Annotated in this window: 15 protein-coding genes and 1 tRNA gene; 4 read left to right on the top strand and 12 right to left on the bottom strand. The window is 66.8% G+C overall.

Annotated elements, in window-relative coordinates:
* Nucleotides 1–41: 41 nt before the first annotated feature.
* The 9 genes from BW990_RS05010 to BW990_RS04970 all read right to left on the bottom strand — a co-directional run bounded on the left by BW990_RS05010 (nt 42) and on the right by BW990_RS04970 (nt 8004).
* Entirely contained in the window at nt 42–1223 is a 1182-nt protein-coding gene (locus BW990_RS05010) for a UxaA family hydrolase (protein WP_076445633.1), read from the bottom strand.
* Nucleotides 1224–1306: 83 nt separating this feature from the next.
* On the bottom strand, nt 1307–1597 hold the full coding sequence (locus BW990_RS05005; RefSeq protein WP_076445631.1) for a UxaA family hydrolase: 291 nt from the start codon (nt 1595–1597) through the stop codon (nt 1307–1309).
* An 11-nt stretch (nt 1598–1608) separates the two neighbouring features.
* Nucleotides 1609–2586 (bottom strand): alcohol dehydrogenase catalytic domain-containing protein, encoded by a 978-nt coding sequence (locus BW990_RS05000; protein ID WP_076445629.1) that lies wholly within the window; start codon nt 2584–2586, stop codon nt 1609–1611.
* The gene (locus BW990_RS04995) at nt 2583–3353 is read right to left on the bottom strand and encodes an SDR family NAD(P)-dependent oxidoreductase (RefSeq protein WP_076445627.1); all 771 of its coding nucleotides are present in this window, start codon (nt 3351–3353) and stop codon (nt 2583–2585) included. The genes BW990_RS05000 and BW990_RS04995 overlap by 4 nt, the downstream gene beginning before the upstream one ends.
* The gene (gene hisD / locus BW990_RS04990) at nt 3346–4653 is read right to left on the bottom strand and encodes a histidinol dehydrogenase (protein WP_076445625.1); all 1308 of its coding nucleotides are present in this window, start codon (nt 4651–4653) and stop codon (nt 3346–3348) included. Before hisD ends, BW990_RS04995 begins: the two co-directional genes overlap by 8 nt.
* A 10-nt stretch (nt 4654–4663) precedes the next feature.
* Nucleotides 4664–5995, bottom strand: a complete 1332-nt coding sequence (locus tag BW990_RS04985) for a TRAP transporter large permease (protein ID WP_076445623.1) — start codon at nt 5993–5995, stop codon at nt 4664–4666.
* Between the two features lie 11 nt (nt 5996–6006).
* The gene (locus tag BW990_RS04980; RefSeq protein WP_076445621.1) at nt 6007–6522 is read right to left on the bottom strand and encodes a TRAP transporter small permease; all 516 of its coding nucleotides are present in this window, start codon (nt 6520–6522) and stop codon (nt 6007–6009) included.
* Nucleotides 6523–6639: 117 nt separating this feature from the next.
* The gene (locus tag BW990_RS04975; RefSeq protein WP_076445619.1) at nt 6640–7788 is read right to left on the bottom strand and encodes a TRAP transporter substrate-binding protein; all 1149 of its coding nucleotides are present in this window, start codon (nt 7786–7788) and stop codon (nt 6640–6642) included.
* Between the two features lie 21 nt (nt 7789–7809).
* A complete protein-coding gene (locus BW990_RS04970; protein WP_076445617.1) occupies nt 7810–8004 on the bottom strand; it encodes a hypothetical protein in 195 nt (64 codons plus the stop codon).
* A 219-nt stretch (nt 8005–8223) separates the two neighbouring features.
* Here BW990_RS04970 and BW990_RS04965 point away from each other — a divergent pair, with 219 nt between their 5' ends.
* A complete protein-coding gene (locus tag BW990_RS04965) occupies nt 8224–9270 on the top strand; it encodes a LacI family DNA-binding transcriptional regulator (RefSeq protein WP_076445616.1) in 1047 nt (348 codons plus the stop codon).
* A 50-nt stretch (nt 9271–9320) separates the two neighbouring features.
* Here BW990_RS04965 and BW990_RS04960 read toward each other — a convergent pair.
* Both BW990_RS04960 and BW990_RS04955 read right to left on the bottom strand, forming a co-directional pair.
* Nucleotides 9321–9397 (bottom strand) — tRNA-His (locus tag BW990_RS04960).
* Between the two features lie 54 nt (nt 9398–9451).
* Nucleotides 9452–9934: a GNAT family N-acetyltransferase gene (locus BW990_RS04955; protein WP_076446350.1), complete on the bottom strand. Its 483-nt coding sequence runs from the start codon at nt 9932–9934 to the stop codon at nt 9452–9454.
* 104 nt (nt 9935–10038) lie between these two features.
* Here BW990_RS04955 and BW990_RS04950 point away from each other — a divergent pair, with 104 nt between their 5' ends.
* Nucleotides 10039–10239 (top strand): DUF6324 family protein, encoded by a 201-nt coding sequence (locus tag BW990_RS04950; RefSeq protein ID WP_076445614.1) that lies wholly within the window; start codon nt 10039–10041, stop codon nt 10237–10239.
* On the opposite strand, the gene BW990_RS04945 is transcribed toward BW990_RS04950, so the two are convergent.
* Entirely contained in the window at nt 10217–10687 is a 471-nt protein-coding gene (locus BW990_RS04945) for an MmcB family DNA repair protein (protein ID WP_076446348.1), read from the bottom strand. The two genes, BW990_RS04950 and BW990_RS04945, sit on opposite strands and share 23 nt — an antisense overlap.
* A 120-nt stretch (nt 10688–10807) precedes the next feature.
* On the opposite strand from BW990_RS04945, the gene BW990_RS04940 reads away from it, so the two are divergent.
* A complete protein-coding gene (locus BW990_RS04940; protein ID WP_076445612.1) occupies nt 10808–12127 on the top strand; it encodes a hypothetical protein in 1320 nt (439 codons plus the stop codon).
* On the top strand, nt 12124–12861 hold the full coding sequence (locus tag BW990_RS04935) for a COG3904 family protein (RefSeq protein WP_076445611.1): 738 nt from the start codon (nt 12124–12126) through the stop codon (nt 12859–12861). Before BW990_RS04940 ends, BW990_RS04935 begins: the two co-directional genes overlap by 4 nt.
* Nucleotides 12862–12863: the final 2 nt, after the last annotated feature.

The following is a 12863-nucleotide window of genomic DNA, read 5'->3' as shown; positions in this document are numbered from 1 at the left end:
TATCCGGCGCGGGCGGCACGACAGGCCGCCCGCTACCGCGTTTACGCGCTGCGATAAAGCTTCGTCATCGAGAATTCCCGATGCCCGAGCGCTTCCGCGGCGGTGTTGCGGCCATTGGCGGTCCGGCAGATCATCTCGATCAGCGCGTCACCGGCCTCGTCGATGGTCATCTCGCGGCGCAGGATGCCGGAAACGTCGACATCCACATGCTCTGCCATGGTGCGCACGGTGCGCGGGTTCGCGGTGATCTTGATGACCGGCACGATGGGGTTGCCCACCACGTTGCCCTGCCCCGTGGGGAAGGTGTGGATCACCGCGCCACCCGCGGCCATCAGCGTCACGCATTCCGCCGCCGCCGAGGAACTGTCCATGAAGTAAAGCCCGTTGCCGGCCCCCGGGGCCTCGGCGGGTTCGAGGATGTCGATGAACTGCGAGGTGCGCCCGATCTTCTCGAGGTTGCCCAGCGCCTTTTCCTCGATCGTGGTCAGGCCGCCTTCGATATTGCCCTTGGTGGGCTGGCTGTCGGACAGGTCGTCGGTCTGGTGCGCGAAGATCACGTCGTCCTGATAGGCCTTCCACATCTTGTACCAGCGCTCGCCCACCTCTTCGTTGATGGCACGCTTTTGGCAGATATGCTCGGCCCCGGTGATCTCGGAGGTCTCGCCGAAAAAGCCGGTGATGCCTTCGGGCAGAAGCTTGTCGTACATGTTGCCCACCGTGGGGCAGGAGCCGAGGCCTGTCGTCGTGTCCGACTCTCCGCACTTCGTCGAGACCCAAAGCTCGGAGATCGAGCATTCCTCGCGCTGCAGCTCGGTCGCCCAATGCACGAATTCCTTGGCCGCCCAGGAGGCCGCGCGGATCGTCTCGAAATCGCCCTTCTGCTCGATGGAGAATTCCGCGACCTGCTTGCCGGTCTTGCGGATTCCGTCGGCGATGCGCTTGGTCCAGCCGGGCTCGATCCCGATCACCACCACGGCGGCGACGTTGGGGTTGGACCCGGTGCCGATCATGGTGCGGAAATGCAGCTCGAGATCCTCGCCGAATTGCAGACGCCCATAGGCGTGCGGGATCGCCAGCGTGCCTTTCACATTGTTCGCCACCGCCTCGCAGGCGGCGTTCGAGATGTCGTCGACGGGCAGGATGACGACGTGGTTGCGGACACCCACGCGCCCGTTCTCGCGCCGGTAACCCTTGACCGTCATGTTGGAATATTTGGAAGCCATCTGACTTGTTCCTTTGTTGTCGCTACCGCTGCGCTGCCTGAGCGAAGGGTAATGTCACTACTGCGTCGCCGCCAAAGCGCGGATCACCAGCGCTTGGTCTTGCAATTGTGGGTGTGGACATGCGCGCCCTTCGGAATGTCGGCGATGACCTTGCCGATATCCTCGCCGTACTTGATCGCCGTATCGCCCTCCTTGAGGTCCTTCAGCGCGATCTTGTGCCCGATCGGCACGTCCGCGCCGGCAGTCAGGCGGAAGGTGGAATTGTCATGGGTCACGCAGCACAGCATGTCGGTGCCCGCGGTCAGCCCCTCGACGACGACGACGCCCACGTTGTCGTCGTGTTCGTGCACCAGAAGATGGGGTATTTCGGTCATGTGAGGTCTCCTCAACCGTTTGGTTTCAGTAAAATTTTCGGGGCGGCGACGCGCCCGGACCGGATATCGTCGAAGGCGGTCTTGCCCTCCGACAGCGGCCGCGTCTCGGTCCAGTCGAGGGGGCCGAGACGGCCCTCGAACATCGCCTGCGCGGTATCCCGGAAATCCTGCGCCGTGTAGGTGTAGGTTCCGGTAAAGGTGATCTCCTGCAGCGTCATGCGGCGGATATCGAGCCCGCCTTCGCTGCTGCCGAGACCGATATGCACGATGATCCCGCCAGGCCGCACGGCGGCGCAGGCCATCGCACGGGTGTCGGTATAGCCCACGCCGTCGACGACAATGTCGAAGGGCGCGTCGCCCACCCCGTCGGGGGGCACGGCGCGCTGGCCGCAATGGCCCGTCAGATATGCGCGGCGGATCTCGTTGAGCTCCACCAGCGTCACGTCCTCGACGCCTTGGGCCTTCAGCGACAAGGCCGCGCCGAGGCCGATGGCCCCGCCCCCCATCACCAGCGCCCGCGCGCCGTCCGCACCCGCGGGATGGGCGCGGGCCACCCGCGCCGCGTGCCAGCCGCAGGCGATGGGTTCGGCCAGCGCCGCCTGGTCGTCGCTGACGTGATCCGGCACCGTCACAAGATTGCGCTCGGGGATGGCGATGGCCTCGGCGAAACCGCCCTCGCGCGGCTGCATCGAGATGATCTGCCGCATCGGGCAGAGATTGTCCTGACCGCGCAGGCACGCCGCGCATTCCCCGCAGGTCACCAGCGGATTGACCGTGACGCGCTGTCCGGTCGCCGCGGTGCCCGCCACCTCGTGGCCCAGGATCAGCGGCGCGGGCCGGCGGTCGTCATGCCCGAGATAGGCGTGCATGTCCGAGCCACAGATGCCCACGGCACCGACCGTGACCGCCACCTCGCCCGCGCCGGGCGCCGGGTCCGGCACGTCGCGAAAGTCGAAGCTTTCGGGTGCGGTATAGACGAGCGCTTTCATTTCGCCGTGAACCCTCCGTCCACCATCAGGATCTGCCCGGTGACATATGACGACGCGTCCGAGCAGAGAAACAGCACCGGCCCGTCCATGTCCTCGGGTGCGCCGTTGCGCCCGAGGCAGGTCTGGGCCGCGTTGCGCGCCGCGCGCTCGGCATCGTTGAAGACCGCCGCCGTCAGTTCCGTCGGGAAGAAGCCCGGCCCGATGGCGTTGGCGGTGATGCCGTGGGGCGACCAGGCCTCGGCCATCGCGCGGGTCATCTGCGCGACGCCGCCCTTCGTGGCCCCGTAGGCGATCCCGCCCGGAAAGGCGCGGAAGCTTTGCAGCGAGGCGAAATTGACGATCCGGCCCCAGCCCTTCGCCTTCATCGCGGGCACCATCGCCTGCGCGAGGAAGAACGGAGCCGAAAGGTTGATGGCAAGCGTCGCGTCCCAGCCCTCCGCCGTCACGTCATCGGCGGCCTCGCGGGTGTTGAGCCCGGCGGCGTTGATCAGGATGTCCGGCGGGCCGAACGGGTCCGCGATCTCCGCGACCACGGTCTCCAGCCCGCCCCGCTCGGCGATATCCGCCGCAACCGCCGCGCGATGGTCCGGCCCCTCGGACATCCAGTCATCCAGCGCCTCGCGCCGCCGCGCGACGCCCACGACCCTGGCCCCCGCCTCGGCCAGCGCCGTCGCCGCGCGCCGCCCGAGGCCCGAAGAGGCCCCGGTGACGCAGGCCACCCGGCCCGCGACGCTGAAGAGCGCCGTTATGTCGCCTGCGTCATTCATCGGCCGTCAGATCGAAGGTCTCGTCGGGGAAGTACTTCTTCAGACGGATATCCGCGGTGCGCGCATGGCCCTCCATCCCCTCGAGCCGCGCGATCCGCGCGGTGGCTTCGGCCACGGGCTTGGCCCCTTCGCGGGTGGCGCGCTGCCAGGTCACGATCTTCATGTATTTGTGCACCGAAAGGCCGCCGGTATAGCTCGCCGCCCCGGAGGTCGGCAGCACGTGGTTGGTGCCCGCCGCCTTGTCGCCGAAGGCCACGGTGGTCTCTTCCCCGAGGAAGAGCGAGCCATAGCAGGAGAGGCGGTTGAGCCACCAATCGAGGTCCTCGGCCTGCACAGTCAGGTGCTCGGGCGCGTAATCGTCCGAACAGGCCGCCATCTCCTCGCGGTCGGCGCAGACGATCACCTCGGCGTAGTCGCGCCACGCCGCGGTGGCGTTGTCGCGGTTCACCTCGGGCAGCGTCTCGATATGTTTCGGCACGAGGCGCATGACCTCTTTGGCCAGGGGCTTGTGATCGGTGACGAGCCAGACGGGCGAGTTGTAGCCATGCTCCGCCTGCCCCACGAGGTCCGCCGCCACCACTTCGGGATCGGCGGTCTTGTCGGCGAGGATCAGGCTGTCGGTCGGTCCCGCGATCATGTCGATGCCGACGCGGCCGAAAAGCATGCGCTTGGCCTCGGCCACGAACTGGTTGCCCGGACCCACCAGGATGTTCGCCTTGGGCAGGCCGAAAAGGCCGAAGGTCATGGCGGCCACGCCCTGCACCCCGCCCATGGCGAGGATCTTGTCGGCACCGCAGACATGCGCGGCGTAGATGATCGCCGGGGCGATACCCACATCGGGGCGCGGCGGCGAGCAGGCGACGATGTTCTTGCAGCCCGCGACCTTCGCCGTGGTCACCGTCATGATCGCCGAGGCGATGTGGCTGTAGCGCCCGCCCGGCACGTAGCAGCCCGCCGCGTCGACCGGGATGGCCTTCTGCCCGGCGGTCAGGCCCGGCACGACCTCGATCTCGAAATCCTGCACGGTGCCTTTCTGGGCCTCGGCGAATTTTTTCACGTTGGCATGGCTGAAATCGATGTCGCGGCGCAGCTTCTCGGGCACCAGCGCCGTGGCCGCCGCGATCGCCTCGTCCGACAGGAGGATCTCGCCTTCGTACTTGTCGAACTTCTTAGCGTATTCGAGGGCCGCGGCATCTCCGCCGGCTTCGATGTCGTCGAGAATGCCGCGCACGATCTCGCGGGTCTCACCTGCGTCGCTGCGGGCATGCAAAGTGGCTTTCTTGAGATATTCTCTCGGCATTGGATCAATCCTACTTGTAGATGTCCGGAAGGAAGGCTGTCGAAATCGCCGGGACGTAGGCGATGAACAGCGTCACGATCAGCATGAACAGAACGAATGGGATGGCGCGGTAGGCGATCTTGAGGATCGATTCGCCCGTGAGGCCGGAGACCACGAAGAGGTTCAGGCCCAGCGGCGGCGTGATGAAGCCCACGCCGAGGGCAGTGATCATCATGATGCAGAACTGAATCTCGTTCATACCGATATTGTCGGCAAGCGGCTTCAGGATGGGTGCCAGGATCACAATATTGGGCGTCGTCTCCATCACGCAGCCCGCCGCGATGAGGATGCAGACCATCATCAGGATCAGCACCCAGGGCTCGTCGCTGACCGAGGTCGCCGCCGTGACGAAGCCCTGCGGCACGCCGAGGATCGCGAGCGCCTGCGCCAGCGGCAGCGAGAAGGCGATGATCGGCAGGATCACCCCGTTGACCTTGGCGGAGCTGACCAGCATCGCCGGGAAATCCGACAGTTTCAGCGTGCCAAGGATGAAACCCATGATGATGGTCACGACGACCGCCGTGGCGCCGGCCTCGGTCGGGGTCAGCCGGCCCGAGAAGATGCCGTAGAAGATGATCCCGGGCACGATGAAGGCGTACCAGCCCGATTTCAGCGCGCGGCCCAGCCGCACCATGTACTCGCCGAAGCCGATATTGCCGCCCCCCTCCCAGCCGTAAAGCCGGTTCATGATGATGTTGGTGGCCAGGATCGACAGCAGGATCGCGACCCCGGGAATGACGGCGGCGAGGAACAGCGTCGAGGCGGATATCCCAAGCACGAGGCCAATGATGATATAGGCGATGGAGGGCGGGATCAGGATGCCGGTACAGGCGCCCGCGGCCACCAGCGCGCAGGCATAGGGGCGCGGATACCCCGATTCCACCAGCCGGGCGATGGTCATCCGGCCCACGGCAGCAGCGCCCGCCGCGTCCGAGCCCGAGATCGCCGCGAACATGCCGCAGACCAGCACCGTCGCCGATCCGAACCCGCCCTTGGCGAATTGCGTCAGCGCCTCGGCCACGTCGAGGAACTTCCGCGACAGCCCGGTACGCACCAGCACGTCGCCGGTCAGGATGAAGAGCGGCACGGCGGTCAGCGCGAAATGGTCGATGCCGTGAAAGAGGCTCTCGCCCACGAGGCCCAGGGGCAGCGCGCCCGAGATGACCAGCATGAGGATCGCCGCCGATCCGATCGCGGCCCAGACCGGCACCGCGAGCGCCACCAGCACCACGAACAGTAGCACGGGGCCGTAGAAATCCCAGCCGAGCTCGACCGTTTGGGCTTCCAGTTGATTCCAGAGCATTGGCTTTCCCCTCAGTCGAACAATTTGTCGCCTTCGAACACGGGGCGTCCGTGCCGAAGATCGCTCACGTCGCGCAGGAACGACTGGATGAGGCGGAAGATGACGAGGCTGAACCCGATGGGCACGGCCAGCAGGAACCAAACCTGGCTGATGCGCAGACCGTGGGTCACGGAGCCGAACTTGGCGGAGACGAGCACCGTCTCGAAGGAATAGATGACCGCCACGACCGCCACGGCGAACATCACCAGGTCCCCGAAGATGTAGAGCAGCGCCTTCACCCGCGGCCCGACATATTCGAGGATCACGTCGATCCGGATATGGCCGCGCTCGCGCACCGCCGCCGCCGCCCCGATCCAGGCCAGGTAGATGAAGGAATAGCGCACGATCTCCTCACCCCAGATCGAGGAATAGGAAAGGATTTCGCGCCGCAGCACCTCGATGAACATCGTGGCGACCAGCATCACGTAGAAGACGAGAAGCGCCCAGCGCTCCGCGTTCCGGTTCAGCGCATCCAGTATGCGTTGCATGCAATCCTCCCGTATCCGGGCGGCGGACTGAACCGCGCCGGATTAAATGATGTCGCAATCTGACGTATTCAGGGGGTGGGATCGGCGCCCGCGCGCCGATCCTCTATCGTCGCCGGATCAGGCGTCGTGAACGTAGTAGCGGCCCATCGTGCCTGCCGCTTCGGCCAGCCTGTCGAAGGTCTCCATCGACCCTGCGAGCTCGACCTTGAAGTCGTTCCATTCCTCGCGCTGGTAGCCGCCGGCTTCCTGCCAGACGGCCAGCTGGTCGTCGCTCAGCGTATGGAACTCGACGCCCGCCTTGGTCAGCTCGGACATGGCATAGGCCCGCGCCGAGGGTACCTTGGCGAGGTTCTGGTGCGCGGTCATCTCGCCCGCGAACTCGATGCCTTCCTGCACGTCGGCGGGCAGCGAATTGAACCATTCGAGGTTGACCGAGTAGACTTGGCTGTCCGGCACCGCCTGCGTGAAGGTCACGTGGGACAGGATATCCGAGAAGCCGAAGACATAAAGCGCGCCCACCGAGGGATCGAGCGCGTCGGCCACGCCCTGCTTGATCGCCGAGGGCGTCTCGCCCCAGGCCACCGGCGTCGGGTTGGCGCCGACCATCCGGTAATATTGCTGCAGCATCGCCGAGCCCGGCACGCGGAACTTGACGCCCGCCAGATCGGACGGCGCCAGCACCGGGCCCGCACCACCGGCGCGCACTGCGACGACGCGCGGGTCGATGACCACGTAGAACAGCGCCTTGAAGCCGGAGGATTCGATCTTCGGGTGCACTTCGGACTTCCAGGCATCCGAGTTGACGAGGTTCACGAAGCGCTGGTTGGAGCCGCAGAAATACGGCAGGTTGATCAGGTCAACGGTGCTCGCGAAGGGCGCGAAGTTCGCCAGCGAATGCTGCGCGCACTGGATCGTGCCGGTCTGCACCGCCTGCGCCAGCGCGCCGCCCGCGCCAAGCTGGCCGCCGGGGGCAAGCTTCACGTAGACCTTGCCGTTGGTGGCGTTCTGGATGTTTTCCTTCAGGTCGAGCTGCATGATCGGATAGCTGCGCGACGCGCCGAGGACGTAGGCCGTGGCCAGCGTCATGACGTGATCGGCGGCCTGCTCGCGCTCGCGCTCTTCCTGCTGGGTCTGGGCCACCGCCTCGGACGACCAGAGCATGCCCCCCGCGCCTGCGACCACTGCCGCCGTGAAACTGCCCGAGGCGGCCAGTTTCAGGAAATTGCGGCGCTCCTCTGACGCCAATCCGTTCTCCGTCGGTCTCATAAGCTCCTCCCTATTGAGCATTCATTTGGTTTTGGTTGCGGTCTTCGCCTTTGCCTCTGCCTCACGCCTCAGGATCGCCGTCACGAAGGCGATCGAAGAGGCCAGAAGCAGGATCATTGCCTGGACATCCGACAGGAAAGCCCTGCCCCCGAGCGAGCCGAAGCCCACATCGATGACGAAAATGCCAAACAGAATTGCCGAGATGATCAGAGCCACGGTTTTCTCCTCCCAAAGAAACCAGCGAGTCGGGATCAATGTAAGCGCTTACATTTTTCAAGGCAAGCGCTTACATGGTAGGGACAGGATATTTTCCGCGCCGCCCCTATAAACAATCTGGCCATCGCGGGAGGAATCCGGCGAAGGAACATCGGGCGATCGGATCGGCCCGGGTCACGTCGGCCAGAAGGGGTCGCAGAAGTCAGGGGGGGCCGCGAAATGCAGATACGTCGCGAGGAGAAGGCACCGGCCGCGCCCACGGTGGAGGACGTGGCCCGTGCGGCGGATGTGTCCACGGCGACCGTCTCGCGGTGCCTGAACGCGCCCGACCGGGTGTCGGAGCGGACCCGCGAGCGGGTGATGGCGGCGGTGCGGGAGCTGGGCTATGCGCCCAATTTCGGCGCGCGGGCCCTGGCGGCCAAGCGCACCAACACCTTCGGCGCGATCATTCCGACGATGGAGAACGCGATCTTCGCGCGGGGTCTGCAGGCCTTCCAGGAGGCGCTGGGGCAAAACGGGGTCACGCTGCTCGTCGCCTCCTCCTCCTACCGGCCCGATCTCGAAGAGGACCAGATTCGCGAGCTCGTGGCGCGCGGCGCCGATGCGCTTCTGCTGATCGGCCATGACCGCACGCCGGCATCCTATGCATTCCTCGAACAGCGGCGAATCCCCGTGGTGCATGCCTGGGTCCACGACCCCGCCTCCCCGCGCATCTCGATCGGCTTCGACAACCGCGCCGCGATGAAGGCGCTCGCGCACGAGGTGATGGCGCGCGGCCATGACCGGCTGGGCGTGATCACCGCCGCGCGCGAGGGCAACGACCGGGCGCGCGAACGCTTCGCGGGCATCTGCGACGCGATGGCCGAACGCGGCCTCGATCCCGCGAGCCTCGCCGTCGAGGAGACCCCCTATTCCATCCCCAACGGTGCGGAGGCCTTCACCCGCCTGATGGCCCGCGACCCGCGCCCGACGGCGATCCTCTGCGGCAATGACGTGCTGGCGGTGGGCGCGCTCGGCGCGGCGCGGAAGATGGGGATCGACGTGCCGGGATCGGTGTCGATCACCGGCTTCGACGATATCGAGATCGCCGAGATCGTGCAGCCTTCGCTGACCACTGTGCATGTGCCGCATCGCGAGATGGGCCGCCGCGCGGCAGAGCTGCTGCTGGCGCTGCGCAACGGCGACGCGGCCCCGCAAAGCGTTGCCCTGCCCACGCATATCGTCTGGCGCGACTCGCTGGGACCGGCGCCGAAAACGCCAGCCTGACGCAACCGGTGCATCCCGTGCCGCGCATCGCATTTCTGTCGGGGGGAAAATGGTACCGCCTCCCCGGCTCGAACGGGGGACCTCTAGATCCACAATCTAGCGCTCTAACCTACTGAGCTAAGGCGGCACTGGCGCGGGAAATATCGCCCCGTCCGCAGCATTGCAAGCCCCGATTGGCCTCTCAGAGGGGCCTTTCCCAATGCTGTTCCACCAGCTTCTGACCGAAGCTCACCACATCCTTCGAGGACAGCAGCGACCATCCCGACCGGGCATAGAGCGCGCAGGCCGCACGGTGGCTTTCATGGGTCGCCAGCGTCATTTTCGCATATCCGCAGGCCCGCGCGAACTCGGTACAAGCCTCCAGAAGCTGGCGCCCGATGCCTTGCCCCCGCATCTCGGGCCTCAGCAGGAACAGCCGCAGCCTCGCGGTCGTCGCATCCTGCCGCACGCAGAAGATCGAGCCCAGCCGCGTTCCGTCCGGCGCCACGGCGACAAAGCCCCGCTCACAGGTCGGGTCGTGACCGGCAAGAAACTCGGTCAGGATCCGCCGCACCAAGACGCCGAAACTGGCATCGAAGCCCTCCGCCTCGGCGTAAAGCACGCCATGCAGATCGCTCAGCCAGTCGAGGTCGTCCGCATTGAAGGCACGCAGCGTAATCGTCATGGTGCCGGAGGGGATCACACGCCGCCTTGATTTTCAATTCCGGGCCTCGTACCCCGCATGCCAAGGCCGAACCGCGGCACGACGCCACCAGCGAGGATTGCACCATGGGCATCAACGACGAACGCGACATCGAGGCGAACCTGCAGATCGGGCCCACCGATCAGGGCATGGTGCGTCTGTTCGTGACCGCCGATGGCATGGAGATCCCGATGGATTTCTCGCCCGAGGAAGCCGAGGACATCGCCGAGGAAATCCGCGCCGCGGTGCAGGCGGCTCAGAAGATCAGCCCCCGAAAGTCGCGCTGAGCCCCGCCTCGGGATCGCGCAGCGCCTGCAGCCGCAGGGCCGCGTGGCGCGCGAACTTGCGGATCAGCACGTTGCGCCGCGCCCCGGCGAGCTTGTGTTCGGGCGCCATGCGCACGATCTCCGCGTCATAGGCATCGGCGATGATGAGGCCCGTCTCCTTGGGCAGCAGGTCCGTCGGGAAATCCTGATCCACCGCCCAGAAATAGCGGTCGCACCAGTCGAGATAGCCCTGCCATTTCCCGTCCGACATGAAATCGGCGCGGGAGGATTTGCATTCGACCACCCAGATCTCGCCTTTGGCGCCCAACGCCATGACATCGACGCGGCGTCCGCGCTCCGGCACGAATTCCTCGATGCAGGAAAAGCCGTGCCCGTGGGTCAGGTGACGCGCGACCCCGCGCGCCAGAAGCTGGCCGGGCATCAGGTTGGACGGATCGATCAGACTCATGCCTCCAAAATACGAACAATTCATGAACATGCCAAGTCTCACTTTTTCGCCAAGCCCTTCCGGCGGCCGTTAACCCTCTGTACCGTTCCGCCGACACATCATCCCCAAGGACCCCGCCCCATGGCCGAGCACCGCCCGCAGAACCCGCCGCCCCCGGCGACCTCGAACCAGCGCGGGATCCGTCACGCGCGCGAATTGCAGGGCCACGTGGCCTGGCTCGAAAGCTTCTCGGGCAGCGCGCTCGGCGTTCTGGCGGTGGCGTCGGGCATCTATACCTATCTCGGCGTCTCGTCGCTTCTGGACGAGAACGGCGCGATGTCGGTCTTCGCGGCGATCGCCTATTCGGTCGCGGTCTCGGTCGGCATCTTCGTCTTCTGGTCCTACCTGTTGCGGCTCTTCCCGGTGATGCGCTCGGCGCGGTCGCGGGCGGGGCTGCTGGGGGCGATGGGGCTCGGGTCGCTCGCCATCGTGGCGATGTCGTCCTGGCTGAATGCCGCGGCCCTTGCCGGGTCCGCGGCGGTCGAACAGCACCTCGCCAAGACCGTGCAGGACTACCAGTCGAGCCTCGAGCGCGCGCACGAGATCGCGCTGTCGGCGCAAGCGCTCGAACGGGACGTGGCGCGGGTGCGGCAAAGCTTCGAGGACCTGTCGGAACAGGAAGCCCAGGGCACGTTGTCCGGCCTTGCCGGGCGCGGCGCGGTGTTCCGCGTTCTGCGCCAGAAGGCCGCCGAATTGCAGGCCCTCGAGACGCAGATCGCCGAACAGACCCCGCGGGTGGAGCAGGCCTTCGCCGAGGGCAACGGCATCCTGAGCCGCATGCGCGCCCTGACCGTGGAGCCCGGCCCGGTCGAGGCGCGGTCGGTGGAATTTTCCGAAGCGGCGGTGAACCTGCAGGGCCTCATCACCCAGCTGCGCCAGCTCTCCGTCGCAACGCTGGTGGAGCGCGCGGCGCAGGATCTGGCCGCCTCGGTGGTGCTGCCCGAGCTTGACGGCCGCACCGAGGAGAACCGCGGCGACCAGGCCGCGACGATCACCTCGGTCCTCGAAGTGCTGGCCAGCCGCGCCGAAACGCTGGAGCGCGCCGCGCAGAGCGTGATCGCGCTGACCCCCGCCTCCGAGGTCACCTACACGCCGATTTCCGCCGCCGATGCGGTCATCCTCTATGCGCGCAATTTCGTGCCCTCCTGGGCGGGCGCCATCGCCATCGACCTTTTGCCGGGCGTGCTGGTGCTGATCCTCGCCGTGACGCAGGGCGCCATCCGCGAAGGCCGCGATGGTGCCGAGCTGGCCGATACGCTCACATTGGCCGAACTGCGCGCCGCGATGGTCGCCTTCCGCGAGGTGGAAGCGGATGCCGACGCCGCCACCGCGCATGAGGCCGCCCCAACGCCCGCCGAAGGCAGCCCGCCCGTCTCGGCCATCCGGCGGGGCGCGTCTTGAGCGGCGTCTCCATCTCGCGCGCGCTGAAGGGCGTGCTGGCCTTCCAACTCGTGATCGGCGGCGCGCTGGTGGCGGGCGACATGGCCACGGGAGGCGTCCGCCTGCCCGGGTTCGGCCCCTCCGCCCCCGCGCTGACCGAACCCGTGCGTCCCGGCGATCAGCGCCGCACCTTCGATCCGGATCGTGTGCGTCCCGACCTCAACCCCGTGCGCGATCCCGGCGCCCTGCCCGAGCGGCTGACCCTGACTGAAATCGATGGGTCCCGGTGGCGGCTGGAAGGCGGCATCGCCCCCGGCGACGCGGAGCGGATCGCGGACCGGCTGGCAGAGGTCCGGCCCGCGCCCGAGGCCCTCGTCGTGCAATCGCCGGGCGGATCGGTGGCCGAAGCGCTGCGCCTCGGGCGGCACCTGCGCGCCACCGGCATCGCGACGGAGATGCTGGCGGGCGAGTATTGCTATTCCGCCTGCCCCTATCTTTTCGCGGGCGGCGCCACCCGGCGGCTGGAGAACGGCGCGTCGCTGGGCGTGCACCAGCATTATTTCGGCACGTCCACGATCCTGCCCGCCTTCATCGCGGTCGAGGATATCCAGCGCGGCCAAGCCGAGGTTATGACCTATCTCGACGAGATGGGAATCGATCTGCTGGTCATGCAGCACGCGCTCGGCACGCCGCCCGACGAGATCTACGTGCTCCTGCCCGACGAGATCGACCGCTACGGCTTCGAGACGGAGTGAGC

It is taken from the genome of Roseivivax lentus (genome assembly GCF_900156805.1).
Taxonomy (GTDB): domain Bacteria; phylum Pseudomonadota; class Alphaproteobacteria; order Rhodobacterales; family Rhodobacteraceae; genus Roseivivax; species Roseivivax lentus.
This window is presented reverse-complemented; position numbering and strand designations above follow the sequence as displayed.